The 18409-nt window shown below is 71.6% G+C and carries 16 protein-coding genes; 4 read left to right on the plus strand and 12 right to left on the minus strand.

Annotated elements, in window-relative coordinates:
- Positions 1–99: 99 nt before the first annotated feature.
- From FM051_RS12230 to mraZ, 4 genes are all read right to left on the minus strand, one after another.
- Positions 100–2004 carry a peptidoglycan D,D-transpeptidase FtsI family protein gene (locus FM051_RS12230; RefSeq protein ID WP_158843040.1) on the minus strand — a complete coding sequence of 635 codons (1905 nt, stop codon included), beginning with the start codon at positions 2002–2004 and terminating at the stop codon, positions 100–102.
- The gene (gene ftsL, locus FM051_RS12235) at positions 2004–2738 is read right to left on the minus strand and encodes a cell division protein FtsL (RefSeq protein ID WP_158843041.1); all 735 of its coding nucleotides are present in this window, start codon (positions 2736–2738) and stop codon (positions 2004–2006) included. The genes FM051_RS12230 and ftsL overlap by 1 nt, the downstream gene beginning before the upstream one ends.
- The gene (gene rsmH / locus FM051_RS12240) at positions 2735–3682 is read right to left on the minus strand and encodes a 16S rRNA (cytosine(1402)-N(4))-methyltransferase RsmH (protein WP_158843042.1); all 948 of its coding nucleotides are present in this window, start codon (positions 3680–3682) and stop codon (positions 2735–2737) included. Before rsmH ends, ftsL begins: the two co-directional genes overlap by 4 nt.
- Positions 3683–3844: 162 nt before the next feature.
- Entirely contained in the window at positions 3845–4276 is a 432-nt protein-coding gene (mraZ, locus tag FM051_RS12245; protein ID WP_158843043.1) for a division/cell wall cluster transcriptional repressor MraZ, read from the minus strand.
- Between the two features lie 554 nt (positions 4277–4830).
- On the opposite strand from mraZ, the gene FM051_RS12250 reads away from it, so the two are divergent.
- Genes FM051_RS12250 through FM051_RS12260 form a run of 3 tightly spaced genes read left to right on the plus strand, consistent with a single transcriptional unit; the run spans position 4831 to position 9571 of the window.
- Positions 4831–5871 (plus strand): AAA family ATPase, encoded by a 1041-nt coding sequence (locus FM051_RS12250; protein WP_420803589.1) that lies wholly within the window; start codon positions 4831–4833, stop codon positions 5869–5871.
- Position 5872: 1 nt separating this feature from the next.
- Positions 5873–7138, plus strand: a complete 1266-nt coding sequence (locus tag FM051_RS12255) for a DUF58 domain-containing protein (RefSeq protein ID WP_158843044.1) — start codon at positions 5873–5875, stop codon at positions 7136–7138.
- Entirely contained in the window at positions 7139–9571 is a 2433-nt protein-coding gene (locus FM051_RS12260; protein WP_158843045.1) for a transglutaminase TgpA family protein, read from the plus strand.
- Positions 9572–9861: 290 nt separating this feature from the next.
- Here FM051_RS12260 and FM051_RS12265 read toward each other — a convergent pair whose 3' ends face one another.
- The 6 genes from FM051_RS12265 to FM051_RS12290 all read right to left on the minus strand — a co-directional run bounded on the left by FM051_RS12265 (position 9862) and on the right by FM051_RS12290 (position 15574).
- Entirely contained in the window at positions 9862–10245 is a 384-nt protein-coding gene (locus FM051_RS12265; protein ID WP_158843046.1) for a DUF3040 domain-containing protein, read from the minus strand.
- Between the two features lie 689 nt (positions 10246–10934).
- Positions 10935–11861, minus strand: coding sequence for a hypothetical protein (locus tag FM051_RS12270; protein WP_158843047.1), 927 nt, complete (start codon positions 11859–11861; stop codon positions 10935–10937).
- Positions 11862–12039: 178 nt separating this feature from the next.
- Complete coding sequence (locus FM051_RS12275) at positions 12040–12297, minus strand: hypothetical protein (protein WP_158843048.1); 258 nt, start codon at positions 12295–12297, stop codon at positions 12040–12042.
- Positions 12298–12381: 84 nt separating this feature from the next.
- Complete coding sequence (locus tag FM051_RS12280) at positions 12382–13023, minus strand: Crp/Fnr family transcriptional regulator (RefSeq protein ID WP_158843049.1); 642 nt, start codon at positions 13021–13023, stop codon at positions 12382–12384.
- Positions 13024–13126: 103 nt separating this feature from the next.
- Positions 13127–14410 carry a DNA polymerase IV gene (locus tag FM051_RS12285; RefSeq protein WP_238412345.1) on the minus strand — a complete coding sequence of 428 codons (1284 nt, stop codon included), beginning with the start codon at positions 14408–14410 and terminating at the stop codon, positions 13127–13129.
- 63 nt (positions 14411–14473) lie between these two features.
- Positions 14474–15574, minus strand: a complete 1101-nt coding sequence (locus FM051_RS12290) for an amidohydrolase family protein (protein WP_158843051.1) — start codon at positions 15572–15574, stop codon at positions 14474–14476.
- Between the two features lie 36 nt (positions 15575–15610).
- On the opposite strand from FM051_RS12290, the gene FM051_RS12295 reads away from it, so the two are divergent.
- The gene (locus tag FM051_RS12295; protein ID WP_158843052.1) at positions 15611–16942 is read left to right on the plus strand and encodes a glutamine synthetase family protein; all 1332 of its coding nucleotides are present in this window, start codon (positions 15611–15613) and stop codon (positions 16940–16942) included.
- A gap of 22 nt (positions 16943–16964) precedes the next feature.
- Here the strand turns inward: FM051_RS12295 and FM051_RS12300 are convergent, their stop codons facing one another.
- Positions 16965–17576: a sigma-70 family RNA polymerase sigma factor gene (locus FM051_RS12300; RefSeq protein ID WP_158843053.1), complete on the minus strand. Its 612-nt coding sequence runs from the start codon at positions 17574–17576 to the stop codon at positions 16965–16967.
- Between the two features lie 210 nt (positions 17577–17786).
- A complete protein-coding gene (locus FM051_RS12305; RefSeq protein WP_158843054.1) occupies positions 17787–18374 on the minus strand; it encodes a sigma-70 family RNA polymerase sigma factor in 588 nt (195 codons plus the stop codon).
- Positions 18375–18409 lie beyond the last annotated feature (35 nt).

The raw sequence follows: 18409 nt of genomic DNA on the forward strand, positions 1-18409 counted from the left end.
CGGATTCGGCGGTGAACCGGTTCGGGATTCAGCGCAGGAGGAGGCGGGAGCGGGGGCGGTGACTGATGGGTTCCCGAAAACCGCCGTGTCGGCGTGACGTCAGCGCACCAGGGGGACGACGGGGCTCTGTTCGGCCGACAACGGCAGCTGGTAGCGCTGTGAGAGGTACGACGCGATGTCGTGGAACAGCGGCGCGGCGGACTGGGGGGCCTCGGTCGGGTTGTCGAGCATGATGCCGATCACGAACCTGGGGTTGTCGGCGGGCAGGATGCCGGCGAACGTGATCCAGTACTGCGAGCTGCTGTAACAGTTGCACTTCGGGTCGACCTGCTGCGCCGTCCCCGTCTTGCCCGAGATCTGGTACCCCGGCAGCTGCGCCGGGGTCCCGGTCCCGCTCTGCGCGAGATCCCCCGGCACGTTCTGCATCACCGCGCGGAACATGTCGCGCACCGTCTTGGCCGTCTGCGGCGACACGACCCGCTCGCCCTCCGGCTGCTCCATCTCCTTGCGGCTGCCGTCGGCCGACACCTCGGCCCGCACGATCCGCGGCGGGATGCGCACGCCGTCGTTCGCGATCGCCTGGTACATCCCGGTCATCTGGAGCAACGTCATGTTCAGGCCCTGCCCGATGGGCAGGTTGCCGAACGTCGACCCCGACCACTGGTTGAGCGCCGGCACGTAGCCCGGCTCCTCGCCGGGCAGCCCGGACTGGGTCCGCTTGCCGAGCCCGAACTTCCGCAGCATCTCGGCGTACCGCTCCTGCCCGATCTTCTGCGCCGTCATCAGCGTGCCGACGTTGGACGACCTCGCGAACACGCCGGTGAACGTCATGTCCAGCGGGCCGTGGTTCCACCAGTCCCTGATCACCCGGTCGGCGACCTTGATGGTGCCGTCGACCTCCAGCACGCTGTCCGGCTGGTAGATGCCGTCCTCGATGGCCGTCGCCGCGGTCACGACCTTGTTCACCGAACCCGGCTCGAACACCGAGGTGACGGCGATGTTGCGCAACTGCTCCTCGCCGGCCTTGCCGAAGTTGTACGGGTCGAACGTCTTGTCGTTGGCCATCGCGACGATCTCGCCGGTCCGGCTGTCGAGCACCACCGCCGACCCGCTGCGCGCCTTCGACTTCTTCGTGTAGTCGGTGACCATGCGCTGCAACGCGTACTGGGTGTCCACGTCCAACGTCAGCTCGATGCTCTTGCCTGGCGTGGCGGCGGCCAGTTCACGCGACCGGTTCGGCCCCGGGATGACGACGTTGTCGTTGCCCTGCATGGTGTCCACGACCCGCTGCCCGTTGCGGCCGGCGAGCAGGTTGTCCTGCGAGATCTCCAACCCCAGCAGGCCGTGCGTGGCGGGCGGGTCCTCGTTCTTGCGCCAGTTCGCCGCGCCGATGATGTTCGACGCCAGCTCGCCGTTCGGGTACACGCGGACGGCCCGGTACTCGGAGCCGATGTCGTGGTACTTCTCCGTGATGACGGCGGCCTTGGCCGGCTCGACGTTGTCCACCAGCTCGACGTAGGTGGTGTCCTGGGACAGCTTGGCGAGCATGGTGTCCCGGTCGGTCTTCTGCCCGGTGACCTCCTTGCCCAGCGTCTGCTCGATGAACCCCGCGATGTCCGCGATCCGGTCCTCGAAGCTGCCGACGTCCGGGTCGATCTCCAGCGCCTTCGCCCAGTCCTCGCGCATCTTCTGGGGCACGGCGTAGAGCGAGCGCGCCTCCACGCTGAACGCCAGCTGGTTGCCGTTGCGGTCCAGGATCGAGCCGCGCGCGGCCGGGATGTCGATCCGCGTGGCGCGCTGCTGCTCGGCCTGCGCGGACAGCGCCTCGGCCTGGAAGCCCTGGACCTGCACCAGCTTGACGCCCGCGGCGAGCAACGCCCCCACGAGCAGCAGGCGGCCCACCGTGAGGCGGACCCGGCTGTTGCCGCCACGCCGCCGCTTGGGTGCGGGCCCCCGGACGGACAACGGGCGTCGCACGGGCCTGCCCCGGCTGGGCCCCGGCATCACTGACCTCCTGGTACCGGCTGTTCCACGACTCGCTGCCCGCCCTGGGCCGGCGGCTGACCACCCGGCTGGGCGCCCTGCTGACCTTGCTGACCCTCCGGGCCCTGCTGACCTTGCCGGCCCTGTTGCTGACCGGTCTGGGCCTGCTCGGCGGGCGGCGTCTGCTGTTGTGTCTGTTGTGTCTGCTGCTGTTGCGCCTGCGCCTGGGCCTGGGCCTGGGGCGCGGTGGACGGCGCGGGCGGCTGGACCGCCGACGGCTTCCCGTACACCTCGACCGACCCGTCCGGCAGCTGCCGCAACCGCGCCGGGTCACCGGCCGGGACCAGCCCGAGCTTCGCCGCGGCCTCGGCCAGCTCCAGCGGCGACTCGGCCAGCGCGACCTCCTGCCGCAGCTGCTCGACCTGCCGGGCGAGCCTGGTCTCCTCGGCCCGCGCGTCCTGCAGCCGGTACGAGTCCGCGGTCGCCTGGGTCGACAGCCACATGATCGCGGTGAGGCCGACGCCGAGCACGATCATCACCATCACCACGAACGGCGCCTTGGGCGCGGGCATGGGCTGACGGGTCACCGCCGTGCCGCGCGAAGCCGACGCACGCTGTGCACGCCGCGCGTAAGCGCGCTCCGCCGCGGGCGACCGACGACGTTCCGTCGGCACCGCCTTCAGCGCGCGCTCACGGGGCTTGGCCGGCCTTGCCGGGGACGGCACACCGCCGCCGGTCCGTGCCGGTGCGGTCATGTCGCCTCCCGGATGCGTTCCGCCGCCCGCAGCCTCACCGAGGCGGCCCTGGGGTTCTCCTCGATCTCCTGCTCGTTCGCCTGCTCCGCGCCCCTGGTCACCAGTCGCAGCTGGGGACCGTGACCGGGCAGTTCGACCGGCAGGTCCTGCGGCGTCGTCGACGTGGCCAACGCGGTGAACGCCCGCTTGACCATCCGGTCCTCCAGGGACTGGTAGGACTCCACGACGATCCGCCCGCCGACGGCCAGCGCCGACAGCGCCGCGGGCAACGCCAGGCGCAGCGACTCCAGCTCCTGGTTCACCTCGATGCGCAGCGCCTGGAACGTCCGCTTCGCCGGATGACCACCCGTGCGCCGCGTCGCCGCCGGCACCACGTCGTAGAGCAGCTCGACCAGCCGCCCGCTGGTGGTGAACGGCTCGCGCTCCCGTTCCCTCACCACCGCGCCGGCGATCTTGCGGGCGAACCGCTCCTCGCCGTAGTCGCGCAGGATCCGGGTCAGGTCGTCGACCGGGTACGTGTTCAGCACGTCGGCCGCCGTCGTCCCGGTGCCCGCGCTCATCCGCATGTCCAGCGGCGCGTCCTTGGAGTACGCGAACCCGCGCTCCTCGGCGTCCAGCTGCAGCGAGGACACCCCGAGGTCCATCAGGATCCCGTCGACCTTCACGCCGCCGACCGCTTCCGCGATCCCGTCGTACGTGGTCTGCACTAATTCGACGCGATCACCGAACGGCGCCAACCGCTCCCGCGACAGCGCGATGGCCTGCGGATCGCGGTCCAACCCGATCAACCGCACCCGGGGGTGCGCCTGGAGCACCGCCTCGGAATGCCCGCCCAGACCGAGCGTGCAGTCCACGAACACGGCGTCCCGATCGGCCAACGCGGGGGCCAGCAGGTCCAGGACGCGGTCGAGCAGCACCGGCACGTGCCGCGCTCGCTCCACCACGCCCCCTCCCTGGATGATCCCCCCTCGCACGACTAAATGAATTCGGGTGTCGTCAGGTCCCCGCCCGCCCGTCGGACCTGGCGCCGGGGAAGGTGCGCCAGGGCCGAAAGCCGAGCGGACCGAGGCCTCACGGCACCCGAAACCTCGAAACAACGGCCTGCCTCAGAAGACGCCGGGCAGCACCTCCTCGCGAGCCGTCGCGTAGCTGTCCTCGTGCTCGTCGAGGTAGCGCTGCCACGCCTGCGCGTCCCAGATCTCCAGCCGGTTGATCGCGCCGATGACCACGCACTCCTTGGTCAACCCCGCGTAACGGCGCAGCTCCGGTGCGATCGACACCCGGCCCTGGCCGTCCGGCCGCTGCTCGTCGGTCCCCGCGAACAGGTAGCGCTGGTAGGCGCGGACGGCCTCGTTGGTGAAAGGAGCATCCGCCACCTTGCGCGCCATCTGCTCGAACTCGGCCCGAGGGAACACGTAGAGGCAGTGGTCCTGGCCCTTGGTGACCATGAGACCCCCCGCTAGCGCGTCCCGGAACTTCGCAGGCAGCGTCAGTCGGCCCTTGTCGTCCAGCCTCGGGTAGTGAGTGCCGAGAAACACGGCGCCCACCTCCCGATGCCGGAACGGACGCTTCCGACCGGCAGTGGAGCCCCCGTCTGCCCCACCGGCCGCCACAGTACCCCACTTTTCACCACAGTCAACGCTGAAACGGGTGGTTGCACGCCCCGTTCCGCAGCGTTTACGCAGGTAGAGCGAAGATGGCCGGGGTGGAGCGTGGTGGGGGACGCCGGCCGCGACCACCTCTGCGGGTGAGCCGAACCGGCCCGAAGTCCACTCGGATGGCGCAGTGAAATCGCCCAAAACCGGTTCAGCCGGCGGCCCGGTGGGGAATGGTGGTGGGAGCGGGTTGAACCGGCCGGGCTCCCGGGCCGTGGTAACCATCAGCACGAAACGGTTCAATCGGTGTAGGGCGCTTCGCCCTGGTTTGACACACTGCGTGAAACGCTCACCGCCACCGCGAACCGGTCGCGGGAGGGCCGCGCCCTGCTCCAGGAGGTCGAGTGACTCCGAGTACCCAGCCAGCCGCGCTGCCAGAACACTCCTACGGAGGCAGTGGCGCGCCTGGGGTCAACCACGCGAACAGCACCCCGCACGTGAACGCTGTCAACAACAGCACCGTGCCGGGCCGGCCCGAGGACGCGCTCGCCGAACTGCACGCCGTGGTCGGGCGGATCGCCGCCAACGTCGAGAAGGTCATCGTCGGCAAGCCGGACGTGGTCCGGGTCGCGCTGGTCACCCTGCTGGCCGAGGGCCACCTGCTGGTCGAGGACGTGCCGGGCGTCGGCAAGACGTCGCTGGCCAAGGCGCTGGCCCGGTCGATCGACTGCACGGTCAGCCGCATCCAGTTCACGCCCGACCTGCTGCCCAGCGACATCACCGGCGTGTCGATCTACAACCGGCAGGACAACGACTTCGAGTTCCGCCCCGGCCCGGTGTTCGCGAACATCGTGGTGGGCGACGAGATCAACCGCGCCTCGCCGAAGACCCAGTCGGCCCTGCTGGAGTGCATGGAAGAGCACCAGGTCACCGTCGACGGGACGACCTACCCGCTCGGCGCGCCGTTCATGGTGATCGCCACGCAGAACCCGATCGAGATGGAGGGCACCTACGCCCTGCCCGAGGCCCAGCGCGACCGGTTCACCGCGCGGGTCTCCATCGGGTACCCGGACCCGGCGGCCGAGCTGGCGATGGTGGACGAGCACGCGGGCCACGACCCGATGGCCGACCTGCGCCCGGTGTCCGACGCGGAGCAGGTGCTGAGGCTGGTGCAGGTGGTGCGGCGGGTGCACCTGTCGCCGGAGATCCGCCGGTACGCGGTGGAACTCGTCGGCGCCACCCGGCGGCTGCCGGAGCTGCGGCTGGGCGCGTCGCCGCGCTCGACGTTGCAGCTGGTGCGGTCGGCACGGGCGCAGGCCGCGTTGGCGGGTCGCGACTTCGTGGTGCCCGACGACATCCACGCGGTGGCCGTGCCGGTGCTGGCGCACCGCCTGGTGCTGACCGCGGAGGCGCAGGCGGCTCGCCGGTCGTCCGCCGACCTGGTGCGGAACCTGCTCCAGCGGGTGCCGGTGCCGCAGGCGGCGCTGGACCCGACCGGGCAGTTCCTGCACAACATCAACCAGAACAACCACCGCTGACATGCGCGGAGCCCTGTCCGGGCTGACCACCCGGGGCCGGTGCCTGCTGGCCGCGGGGTTCGCGGCCGGTTTGTGCGCGGTCGTGCTGAACGAGCGCGACCTCCTGCGGGTGGCGGCGTTCGTGGTCGCCCTGCCGCTGCTGGCGGCGTGGCTGGCGCAGCGGGCCAGGGTCGGCCTGCACGCCAACAGGCTGCTGCACCCGAGCCGGGTCCAGGTGGGTTCGGCCACGGACGTGCGCGTGGAGCTGCGCAGCGCCGGCCGTCTGCCGACCGGCGGGCTGCTGCTGGAGGACGCGGTGCCGTACGCGCTGGGCGCGCGCCCGCGGTTCGTGGTGGAACGGCTGCCGCGCAACACGGTGACCGTGCTGAGGTACCCGCTCAAGCCGGTGATGCGCGGCATCCAGCAGGTCGGTCCGCTGATGGCGCGGATCACCGACCCGTTCGGCCTGGCCGAGTTCGACCGCGAGATGGCGGGCCGCAGCCGACTGGTCGTGGTGCCGCGGGTGGTGCCGCTGACCGGTCTGCCGAGCGGTTCGGGCATGGGCTCCGGCGACGACGGCTCGATCCGGCTGCGCGCCGGGCAGGGCGAGGACGACGCGGTGGTGCGCCCCTACCGGCACGGCGACGACCTGCGGAAAGTGCACTGGCGCTCGACCGCGCGGCGGGACGAGCTGATGGTGCGCGTCGAGGAACGGCCGTGGCGCGGCGGGACGACCGTGCTGCTGGACCACCGGCTGGTCGCGCACCGGGGCAGCGGTCCCGGCGCGAGCCTGGAGTGGGCCGTGTCGCTGGCCGCGTCGGTCTGCCTGCACCTGCACCGGTACGGCCACCAGGTCCGCCTGGTCGGCGACGACGGCAAGGTGCTCGCGGGCGGACCGGGCAACAGCGGGTACAGCGACACGGTGGTGTTGGACGCGCTGGCCGCGTTGCCGCCGTCGCACCGCCGTGAGCCGGCTGTGGGTCTGGACCCCGGTGCGGGCCAGGAGGTCATCGCGATCCTCGGCGGCAGCACGCCCGCCGTGATCGATTCGCTGGTGCGGAACCGGCCGCGCGGGATGCGCAGCCTTGCCGTCGTGATGGACGTTCGGGCGTGGGCGTCCGCGTCGGAGGACCCGGCCCCTGATCCCGCCGACGCCCAGCGGTTGCTGAGCGGCGCGGGGTGGGGCGTGGTCGTGGCGCGGCCGTCGACGCCGATGGGGCAGGTCTGGCAGGAGCTGTGCCACAGCGCGGGCAACCGCGGCCCGGTGGTGCGCACGGAGGTGGGCTAGGTGACCGGCAGAACGGCCGCTCCGCAGAACGGCAACTGGGTGGTGAGCGCGACACCGGCGGTCGCCGGTCTGGCGACGCTGTGCGCCGCGACCGCGCTGTCCAGCGTGATCGACGGCGTGCTGTGGCTGGTGTACCTGGCCGTGGCGATCGCGGTGATCGGCGGCACGGGTGTGCTGCTGCGCGCCCTCCGGCTGGCCGCACCGCTGGTCGGCCTCGGGCAGTTGGCGGTGCTGCTGTGCCTGCTCGTGACGATCTTCACCCGCAGCGGTGTGCTGATCGTGCTGCCGGGGCCGCAGTCGTTGCAGGACCTGCTGTCGGTGCTGGGCGACTCGATGGCCGAGGTGCAGACCGGTGTGCCGCCGGTGCCGGACAGCCCGGCCATGCGCTGCCTGGTGATGGTGGCGATCGGGCTGGTCGCGATCCTGGTGGACACCCTGGCGGTCGGCATGGCGGCGCCCGCCGCGTCCGGGCTGGTGCTGCTGTGCGTGTTCGCGGTGCCCGCGTCGCTGGCCGACGAGATGCTGCCGCTGTGGACGTTCGTGTTCGGCGCGGCGGCGTTCGCGCTGCTGCTGGCCGTCGACGGACAACACCGGCACGAGGCTTGGCGCGGCAAGTTGCCCAGCCGCGGGCAGAGCGGATCGGGACCGGCGGCGACCGCGGTGGCGGGGCTGGCCGTGGTGATCGCGCTGGTCGCGGGCGGGAGCCTGGCGTTCGTCGGCACGGTCGGCCGGCTGCCGGGCACCGGTCAGGAGATCGGCGGCGGTGCGGGCGGGCTGGGCATCGACCCGATGACCGAGCTGCGCGGCATGCTCAACCAGGGCGCGCCGCAGGAGCTGTTCCGGGTGCGGGACCTGCCGGGATCGGCGTACCTGCGGGCGATGACGCTGCGCCAGTACGTGCCGGACAAGGGCTGGCAGCTGGGCGGGAACATGCCCGAGGGCGTGCCCGCGAACGGCGCGCTGCCCGAGCAGCCCGGCGACCCCGGCGGCGGCGAGGTCACCAACGTCCGGATCGAGCCGATGAACTGGGTGGACAACTGGCTGCCCGTCTACGGCCGGCCGCGCGGTGTCCAGGACGTCGAGGACAACTGGCGCTACGACCCCGTGCGCGGGATGATCTACAGCGTCCGTGCCCGCAAGTCCGGGGAGTACACGCTGGAGACGGTGCTGGACACGCCGTCGTCGGACACGCTGCGGAAGGCGACCGGCCAGGTCGACGTCGACGACGCGTACCTGGAGGCGCCCGGCGTCCAGGGCCGGGTGGCCGACCTGGCGCAGCGGATCGTGGCCGGCCAGACCAACCAGTTCGACCGGGCGACCGCGCTGTACCGGTACTTCACCGACGGCACGCAGGGCTTCGAGTACACGACGACGACCGGCGGGGACACCTCGGTGGACGCGTTGGAAGACTTCGTGTTCAACGGCAAGCGCGGGTACTGCGAGCAGTACGCGTCGGCCATGGCGATCATGGCCCGGTCCCTCGGCATGCCCGCGCGGGTGGCGCTCGGCTTCACCGCCGGGTACGCCACCGGCGACTTCCAGACGATCACCACGCAGGACGCGCACGCGTGGGTGGAGATCTACTTCCCCGGCTACGGCTGGACGACCTTCGACCCGACGCCGCTGTCCGACGGGCGCGGCGTGACGCCGCCGTACATCTCCGGTCTGGACGCCGACGACGAGGAGGACGGCTCCAGCGCGGGTGCGACGACGACCACGACCACGACGGCGGCGCCGGGCACGAGCAACTCCGCGTCGGCCCTGCCGGACGCCCAGAGCCAGGACGGCACGACCACGACCGAGGAGCCGACGCCGACGTGGCACCTGGTGACGCTCGGGCTGGCGGTCCTGATCGCGCTGCTGTCGACGTTGCTGGTGCTGTTCGGCGGCGCGCGGCTGGATCGGCCGGTGTGGCTGCGGTCGGCGGCGTCGGCGGCGGCCGTGGTGGCTTGGGCGGTCGTGTTGGCGCTGGTGGTGGCACTGCTGTCGTGGCCGTTGGCGGTGGTGCTGGTGGTGCTGGCGGCGGCGGCGGCGCCGGCGGCCGTGCGGGCTTGGCGACGGCGGGAGCGGCTGCTCGCGGTGGCCGGGTTGGGGCCGGACGCGGCCGGTGCGGCTTGGCAGGAGCTGGTCGCGGAGTCCGTGGACCGGGGCACGCGGGTGCCGTCCACGGAGACCGTGCGGGTGGCCGCGCGGCGGTTGGTGCGGGCGCACAACCTGGACGAACAGGGGCGTGACGGGCTGCGTGCCGTCGTCGGTGCGGTGGAGCGGTCCTGGTACAGCACGCAGTCGGCGGCGGACCCGTCCCTGCCGGGTGCGGTGGACAACGTGCGCCAGAGCCTGAACCGCAACGCGCCGTTGGCGCTGAAGGCGAAGGTGCTGCCCCGGTCGGTGCTCCAGCCGAAGTCGCCGGCGGAGTCCGACCCGGACGAGTAGTAAGCCCGGAGGCGTAAAACCCAGAGGAGTGAGGAGAGTCGCCCCTGAGGAACCCGGCTTCGGTCGGCGGGCCTCAGGGGCGACCCCTCAAATACGCTCAGCCATCCCCACGCCGCCCACGCCTCGCGGGCGATCCAGTCGGCTTCTGGCTCTACCCCAAGGCACCCGGCCCCAAGGCACCCGGCGCGGTCCGGTCGGCCGGACAGGGATCACCTCAGGCAAACGCACGACCCGCCCCGTCGGTACCCGGGGCGGGTCGTGTGCGTTGTTCAGTTGGGCTGTCGCGCGGACTACTCGTCCTCGAAACGGCGACGGAAACGTTCTTCCATCTTCTGTGAGAACGAGCTGCGGCTGGGCCGGCTTCCCTCTTCGCTGGGCTCCTCGGCACCCTGCTCACCGCGACGCAGCGTCGTCACGGTGAGCAGTACGCCGAAGAACATCAACAGGAAGCCGACCACGCTCACCACCGGGATACCAGCGAGCTTCGGCAACATCACACCCGTCACCAGCAGTGCCACACCCACGGCGAACAACGCGATGCCCTGGATGCGACGCCGTCGGGACGGCTTGCGCAGCTTGGCACCGCGCACAGTGGATGCGAACTTCGGGTCCTCGGCGTAGAGCGCGCGCTCGATCTGGTCGAGCAGTCGCTGCTCGTGCTCGGAGAGTGGCATGGCTCCTCCTCCGGCACAGCGGTCGCGGGCGCCGGGTAATCACGGTTGCCGCCGGTCCCGGCGGACGCCCCGCCCTGGGGGCGTCACAACCAGGATACGATTCGGGAGGCTCCCCGACTACCCAGTCCGTGCCCCTAAGCGGTTCGTTCTGTCACCATCATCCTCACGGGTCAACGGTCAGACCACCGTGAGGTCGCGCAAGTGGCCCCTAGGTCAACTGTCAAGGGCTCCGCGGACACGGTTGTTCACTCCGTTGCGAGGCCGACGAACGGCTCAAGACCACCGGACGGCTGTCCGATTTGCCGCGCAACGCCCGAATCACCCCGCTCCCACCCACGTTCGAGCCCTCGACCCCACCCGTTGGGCCCCAAGCCGGCCGACGCACGCAACAGCCCGGGGAGACGGAGATCACACAGGTCGAACCCCGCCGGCCCAGCTCCACACCCCCATCCCGCCCAGGCACCGCGGGCACCAAGTTCGGAAGCACGAAGCGGACTCCGAGTGTCCGCACCCTGCCGGCCCAGCCACCGCACCCTGAGCAACACCCGCCGATGTCCGGCAAGGCCCCCCGACCCGCCGGCCACCGCCACCCCTCGGCCGCAACGCACAGTCACCAGTCACGCACGCTCGTCACATCGGGGGATGGCTCCTAATCAGTTCTGGGAGTCGGCCATCGGGCAGACTCCTAATCAGTTCTTTCTGGTGCTGGTGCGGTGGCGGCCGGTTTTGATGGTCGGCCTTGGGCGGTCGGTGGCTCGGGTGGCGGCTCGCAGTAGGTCTTGGGCTACGGCGGTCGGGGATTGGCGCAGGCGGGTGGGCGGGGTGTGCAGGACTACCGCGCCCGCGGCGGCCAAGGGGTCGGTCCGGGATCTTGGGGTGTTGAACTGCCAGGCGAGGGCCAGCTCGTCCCACCAGGCGTCCGCCGTCCCCAGTGAGCGGCCCTCGGCGGTCTGCAGGCGGACACCCCAACTCGGGGCCGGCAGGCGCAGGTCGTCCAGCACCGCCCTGGCCCAGGCCTGCGGGACCGACCGGACGCCGTCGGCCAGTTCCGCCAGGACCTGCCTGGCCGGCTCCGAACCACGTGACAGGCCCGGTCTGAGGTCGGCCACCGGGACGCCGCCGTGGCGGACCACCTCGGTCAGGACGGCTCGGATGTCGTCGCGGAGGTGGAGGGCTCTGGCCGCGTCGACGGCAGCCCTGGCCAGTGGGGCTGTGAGGAAGCCCTTGCGGAGGACCGGTTCCGGTAACTGGCGGGTGCGGGTGATCCGGACCTTGGGGGTCGGCTCCAGCGCCCGGTTGACGAGGATCTGCACCGGACCGGTGGCGGGCAACGCCCGCATGCCGTGCAGCTGGAGGGCGTCCAGGCCGGTGAGCAGGGTTTCCGGGCCGCCGTAGCGGAGGGCCGCCATGACCAGCTGCGTACGACTCGGCGGTGTTCGGGCCAGGAGCAGGATCCCCGGCAGGACGTGCTGCCACGGGCCGTGCGGGCGGCAGCGGACCGCCAGCTCCTCGCCCGGCAGGCCGAGGCTGAGCAGGTCCGTCGCGGTGGCGACGCGGTGGGGGAAGAGGCCGCCCAGGGCGTCCAGGTCGATGGTGGTGCGGTTCGAGGTGCGCATGCGTCCACGATGGGCGGTCCGCCGAGGCTGGTCGACCTCGAGATCACGAACTGTGGACAACTCGGAGGGCTGTGGACAACTCGGGGAATACGGGACACAAGAGAGGCCTTCCGCAGACCCGACCGTCTGCGGAAGGCCTCGGAGAACGGCGGCCGCCCCTCGTCAGCCGCCGTGTGGTCTAGAGGCGCACCAAGTCCTCGTGGATCTCGACGTCCAGCTCGCGGCGGACGGAGCGGACCTCGCGCCAGGCGTCGTACATCGCGATCAGGCCACCCGCGAGCACGAACGCGACGGCGAGCGCGACGACACCGTCGACATCGGACTTGAAGATGATCACGACTGCCGCCCAGAGCTGGACGGCGGTGAAGACGAGGGTGCAGGCGAGGCGTTCGGTGAACCGGCGGCGGGACTTGGCCGGCTCTTCGTTGTGGTTCATGACTCCCCCTCTGAGCTCGACTGATGCCTCATTTCTATGAGGTTTCACGCCAAGGTTCTGCGTCAGATGACGCACAGGGGGAAATCAGTTGGTGAAGTCGTAGAGGCGGCTCACCCGGTGGATGTCGATCTTCCGCCGACCGGTGCTGATGATGCCCTCCTCGCGCAGCGCGCGCAGCACCCGCACGAGGGATTCACGGGACGTCCCCGCGATACCGGCGAGGTCCTCCTGGCTCAACGCGATCGCACCCTGGTCGGCGATCCCGCGTTCCAACGCCATGTCGATGAGGACGGCGGCGACGCGTTGGGTGGCCGTGCCGCTGATCTGCACGCGCTGACGATCGGTGTCGCGCTGCCGGGAGACGACCACGATCAGCACGGCCCACGAGATGCGCGGGTACCGCTGGCACAGCGCGGCGAACGAATCGGCGGACAGCACCAGCGCCCGGACCGGGTTGAGGGCCCGCACGGTCGCCGAACGCGGCTTGCCGTCGACCGCCGAACGCTCACCGACGATGTCACCCGCCCCGCGCACGGCGAGCACCTTCTCGCTCCCGTTGGCCGTGGTGGCGGTCACCCGCAGCAGGCCTCGGCGGACGACCAGCACGTGCCGGGTGACCTCGCCCTCGTGGCAGATCACCGAGCCCTGCGGGTAGTCGCGCTCCACACCCGTCGCTCCGAGCACCTCGTGCTCGGAGGAGGTGAGCAGACCCCAGAACCGATCCACGGTTCCAATGTGCCTGGTGATCGACCCGCACGGCGTGGATCAGGCCGCCGACCACCCGAACGGCGCGGTCCGCGCGTCGGAACCCCGAACGCTGACACCCCGGTCAGGGCCCGCGGTCCGGTTTCGGCTCGTCCTGACCGGACCGGGTGGGCCCCTGGGTCAGCAGCGAGGCCGGCCGGATCGCCGCCTTGCCGAACCTCGACCGCGCCTGGTCGGCCGCCTGTTCCGCCTCGCGCCACCCCCGCTCCGGCGCGTCGAACATCAGCTGCTCGCCGTCGTCGCCCTCCACCAGCTGCTCGATCCGCACCCCGATCAGCCGCACCGCCCCCGGCGGCACCTGCTCGTCCAGCAGGGTCGACGCCGTCCGGTAGACCTCCTGCGTCACGTCGGTCGCCACCCGCAGCGTCTTCGACCGGGTGATCGTGGTGAAGTCGGAGAACCGCACCTTGATCGACACCGTCCGCCCCCGCAGCCCCCGCGAGCGCAACGCCGCCGTCGAACGCTCCGCCAGCCGCAACAACTCCCGGCGCAGCAACTCCCGGTCGAAGTGGTCGACCTCGAACGTCTCCTCCGCGCCGATCGACTTCTCCCGCGTGGACGGCACCACCGGCCGGTCGTCGTGCCCCTGCGCCAACGCGTGCAGGTGCTCGGCCAACGCCACCCCGATCACCTTCCGCAGGCGCGGCAACGAGGTCGCGGCGACATCGGCCACCGTCTCCAGCCCCACCCGGTCCAGCTGCTCGGCCGTCCGCTGCCCCACGCCCCACAGCGCCGACACCGGCAACGGGTGCAGGAACGACAGCACCTCGTCGCGCGGCACGACCATGAGACCGTCCGGTTTGCACATCCCCGACGCGAGCTTGGCCAGGAACTTCGTCGGCGCCGCACCCACCGAGCACGTGATGCCGTGCGCCTGTTCGACCTGCGCCCTGATCACCTGCGCGATCTGCGCCGGGCTCGACCGCATCCGCTTCAACGCCCCGCTCACGTCGAGGAACGCCTCGTCCAGGCTCAACGGCTCCACCAACGGCGTGATGTCGCGGAAGATCGACATCACCCCGCGCGAGACCTCCTGGTACCGGGCGAAGTTCGGCGAGACGAACACCGCGTGCGGCGCGAGCCTGCGGGCGTGCGCGGTCGGCATGGCGGAACGCACGCCGAACTCGCGGGCCAGGTAGTTGGCCGACGCGACCACGCCCCGGTTCGCCGTGCCGCCCACGATCACCGGTTTGCGCGCCAGCTCCGGCCGGTCGCGGATCTCGACCGACGCGTAGAAGGCGTCCATGTCGACGTGCAGCATCGAACAGCCGGTGTCGTCCGGCCAGACGTCGCCGCGCGCGAGGAAGCGATCGACCAGACCGCGCGGCAGGTTGGCACTACGGCCCACGCCCACCCCCCGTCGAGACCGACCCATCCACGCACGACCAACGCCGAACACCTGTTCGACACTCTAGTCCAGCCGGTAGGCCCGGTGCGCGTTCTGCCACCCGATCAGGTCGGAGACGCGCTCGGCGTCCGCCATGCCGAACGCGCGCGACCGCAGGCCGTCGGTCAGGAAATCGGACAGCGCGCGGCGGAAGAAGAACGCGCCCAGGTAGTACAGCTCGCCCAGCCCGTAGGCGTCGCTGGAGAACAGGAACTTGCCGAACGGCACGATCTCCAGCGCCTCCGCCAGCACCCGGCTCGCCTGGTGCGCCACCCCGTGCGTGGCCAACCCCAGGTCGACGAACACGTGCGGGAACACCTGCGCCAGGTACCCGGCGTGCCGGTGGAACGGGTAGTTGTGCAGCAACATCACCGGCACGCCCAGCGGAGCGGTCGCCCGCAGCAGGTCCGTCAGGAGCAACGGGTCGCAGTCGCGCAGCGACAGGTCCGCGTCCCCGTACCCGACGTGGAACTGCACCGGCAGCCCGCGTTCCAACGCCTCCCACACCAGGAACCGCGACACCACCTCGTCCGCGCACCGGTCCGACCCGGACGACAGCCACCGGTCGACCGCCGCCACCACCGAGGCGTCCGAGGGCCGCTCGGGGTCCAGCGCCAAGCCCACTCGATAGGCCGCGATCGACTTCGCCGCCACCGCGGACGACGAGTCCAGGGCCGCACGCACCCGTGCCGGGAAGCCACCGGCACCCTCCGCCACGACCTGCTCCGCCAACCACTCCAGCCGCAGCACGGGAAGTTCACTCGAACCGGTGAATGCCGACGGTCCGACCAACCGTTCCGGCGACAACCCGCCGTCCACCAGGAACGTCGAGATCCCCGACGCCGCGAGGAACACCCGGTTCACCTCCGCCGCACCCAACGACCGCCGCCGCACCAGGTACTCGTCGGCCGACACGAGCACGGGCAGGTCCAGCAAAGGCGCACACCAGCGCCGAACCGCCAGCCCCAACGACGAGTCGAACAGCGACGTCCCCAACGGCGACACCGACGACGCCTCGGTCAGCATCGACTCGAACCCGTCCCGGTCCACGTCGTCCCGCAGCACCCCGTGGCAGTGGTGGTCCACCAGGGGCGACGACGCCACGCACGGCAGCACAGGGTCCACTTGTTGAAGAGTAGAGACCTGGTGTAACCACGCACGATGGACACAGCCGAGCAGGAGCACCGACGTGCACTGGCCGCCGACATGGTGGACGACCTGCTGGAGCAGGACGTGGTGGCGGTCGCCCTCACCTGGGTCGACCACAGCGGCATCACGAGGGTGAAATCCGTGCCGCTCGCGGGTCTGCCCCGAGCGGCGGCGGACGGCGTGGGCGTGTCACCGGTGTTCGACGTGTTCCTGCTGGACGACACGATCATCACCGGGCGGCACGCCGGCGGCCCGGTCGGCGACCTGCGGCTGCGGCCGGACCTGGACCGGCTCACCGTGCTGGCGGGCCAGCCGGGCTGGGCGTGGGCCCCGGCCGACCGCTTCGACCAGCACGGCGCGCCGCACCCGCAGGACGAGCGCGGCCTGGCGCGGGCGGTGGCCGACCGCCTCACCGTGCACGGCTACGAGGTCCAGGCGGGCTTCGAGGTGGAGTGGGTCGTCGGCCACGGCGGCACGGACCTGTTCCGGCCCGCCACCAGCGGTCCCGCGTACGGCCACGCCCGGCAGGTCGAGCTGTCCGACTACGCCGCGGACCTGCTGGCGGCGTTGGCCGAGCAGGACGTCGAGGTGCTCCAGTTCCACCCCGAGTACGCGCCGGGCCAGTTCGAGCTGTCCACGACCCCGGAGGACCCGGTGCACGCGGCGGACACGTCGGTGCTCGTCCGGGAGACGATCCGGGCGATCTCGATGCGGCACGGCATGCGCGCGTCGTTCTCGCCCAAGATCATCGCCGACGGTGTCGGCAACGGCGGTCACCTGCACATCAGCCTGTGGCGCGACGGCCGGAACGCGTTCGACGGCGGCGAGGGCTGGTTCGGGCTGACCGACGAAGCCGAGGCGTTCGCGGCGGGTGTGCTGCGGCGGCTGCCGGCGTTGTGCGCGATCGGCAGCCCGTCGGTGGCCGGCTACCTGCGGCTGGTGCCACAGCACTGGGCGGGCGCGTTCGCCGCGTGGGGCCTGGAGAACCGGGAGACGGCGTTGCGCCTGATCGCGGGCCGTGACCTGGAGATCCGGTGCTACGACCTGTCGGCGAACCCGTACCTGGTGGTGGCCGCGACGATGGCGGCGGGCCTGGCCGGGATCGTGGAGCAGGCGCGGTTGCCCGAGCCGGTGGGGGTGGACCCGGTCGCCCTGCCCGAGGCCCGGCGCCTGCCGACGTCCCTGGAGGAGGCCGTGGCGGCGTTCGAGGCGGACGAGGTGCTGACCGAGGCGTTCGGCGCGGAGTTCGCCGAGACCATCGTGGATGTGCGGCGCGGCGAGATCGCCCGGTTCGCCGACTGCTCACCGGAGGAGATCGCCGCGCTGACCCGCTGGCGGCACTGAGTACCCAGTGCCGCTGGGTGCGTCAAACGCCGTTCTGGGCTTCGTCCAACGTCTTGCGCAGTCGTGCTAACGCCCGGTGCTGGGCCACCCGGACGGCGCCGGGCGTCGAGCCGACCGCCTCGGCGGTCTCCTCGGCGGACATGCCGAGGACGACCCGGAGCACCAGGATCTCCCGCTGCCGGTCCGGCAGGACGCTCAGCAGCCGACCCATCCGCTCGGACAGCTCGCCGTGGAGCGCCTGCTGTTCGGGTCCCGGCTCCTTGCCCGCGCCGTCCGGCAGCTCCGGCACGGACTCGGCCCGGTTGCGGGCCGCCGCGCGGTGCGCGTCGGCGACCTTGTGCGCCGCGATCCCGTACACGAACGCCAGGAACGGCCGACCCTGCTCCCGGTAGTTCGGCAACGCCTTCAGCACCGCGAGGCAGACCTCCTGGGCCACGTCCTCCGCCGATGCCGACGACCGCTGCCCGCGACCGATCCTGGCCCGGCAGTACCGCACGATCACCGGCCGGATCTGCGCCAGCAGCGCCTCGACCGCCTGCTTGTCACCCTGGACCGCCGCCTCGACGAGCGCCTCCGGCCCTCCTTCCGCACGCGCGGGTGGGGAGGACGGGACGTCCTCGAACCGCACGGACATCACCGCCCTCCCCGCCTGACCGCGAAATCCCGGCACAACTCCGAACCCGACTGCCACTGCTGCCATAGCGAGCTCCTCGGCGTCCGCGCACTGGACGACCCTTGGGGGCACATGCGAACGCGACGCCGGTCCCACGGTGGGATGACGCAACTCATACGAAGTTCGTCCGAATGGACGTGTTTGAGACCCGATCAGCGGATCGAGCTACCACTATTGGACGCGGTGTGTTACCAAAGCTCGCTCGATCTCCCGTCTGAGCCGGGTCAGCGCCCGGTGCTGGGCGACCCGGACCGCGCCGGGCGAGGAGTCGACGGCGTCGGCGGTCTGCTCGGCCGACAGCCCGACCACGACCCGCAGCACCAGGATCTCCCGCTGCTTCTCCGGCAGGACCCGCAGCAGTTCGGCGACCTTGTGCGAGAGCTCGACCCGCAACGCGTGCTGCTCCGGCCCCACCTGCTCGTCCGGGCCGTCCGGCACCTCGGGCACGGGCTCCGCGCGGTTGCGCAACGCGGCACGGTGCGCGTCGGCGACCTTGTGCGCCGCGATCCCGTACACGAACGCCAGGAACGGCCGACCGTGGTCCCGGTACGTGGGCAACGCGGTCAGCACGGCCAGGCACACCTCCTGCGCCACGTCGTCCGCCGATGTGAACGACCGCTCCTGCCTGCCCACGCGGGCACGGCAGTAGCGCACCACCAGCGGGCGGACGGCGGTCAGCACCGACGCGACGGCCCCGCGGTCACCGGCGACGGCCGCGCGCACGCGGTCGTCCAGCTCGTCCGGCGCCGGGTCGGCCATCACCCGGCTCCGGCTAAGTGCGGGTCTCCCATGGC

It is taken from the genome of Saccharothrix deserti (assembly GCF_009769385.1).
Classification (GTDB): Bacteria; Actinomycetota; Actinomycetes; order Mycobacteriales; family Pseudonocardiaceae; genus Actinosynnema; species Actinosynnema deserti.

Excerpts from the sequence above, each read along its gene's own strand:
- FM051_RS12230 (WP_158843040.1), bottom strand. The coding sequence starts at position 2,004 with ATGCCGGGGCCCAGCCGGGGCAGGCCCGTGCGACGCCCGTTGTCCGTC.
- ftsL (WP_158843041.1), bottom strand. The coding sequence starts at position 2,738 with ATGACCGCACCGGCACGGACCGGCGGCGGTGTGCCGTCCCCGGCAAGG.
- FM051_RS12255 (WP_158843044.1), top strand. The coding sequence starts at position 5,873 with ATGCGCGGAGCCCTGTCCGGGCTGACCACCCGGGGCCGGTGCCTGCTG.
- FM051_RS12265 (WP_158843046.1), bottom strand. The coding sequence starts at position 10,245 with ATGCCACTCTCCGAGCACGAGCAGCGACTGCTCGACCAGATCGAGCGC.
- FM051_RS12270 (WP_158843047.1), bottom strand. The coding sequence starts at position 11,861 with ATGCGCACCTCGAACCGCACCACCATCGACCTGGACGCCCTGGGCGGC.
- FM051_RS12275 (WP_158843048.1), bottom strand. The coding sequence starts at position 12,297 with ATGAACCACAACGAAGAGCCGGCCAAGTCCCGCCGCCGGTTCACCGAA.
- FM051_RS12295 (WP_158843052.1), top strand. The coding sequence starts at position 15,611 with ATGGACACAGCCGAGCAGGAGCACCGACGTGCACTGGCCGCCGACATG.
- FM051_RS12300 (WP_158843053.1), bottom strand. The coding sequence starts at position 17,576 with ATGTCCGTGCGGTTCGAGGACGTCCCGTCCTCCCCACCCGCGCGTGCG.
- FM051_RS12305 (WP_158843054.1), bottom strand. The coding sequence starts at position 18,374 with ATGGCCGACCCGGCGCCGGACGAGCTGGACGACCGCGTGCGCGCGGCC.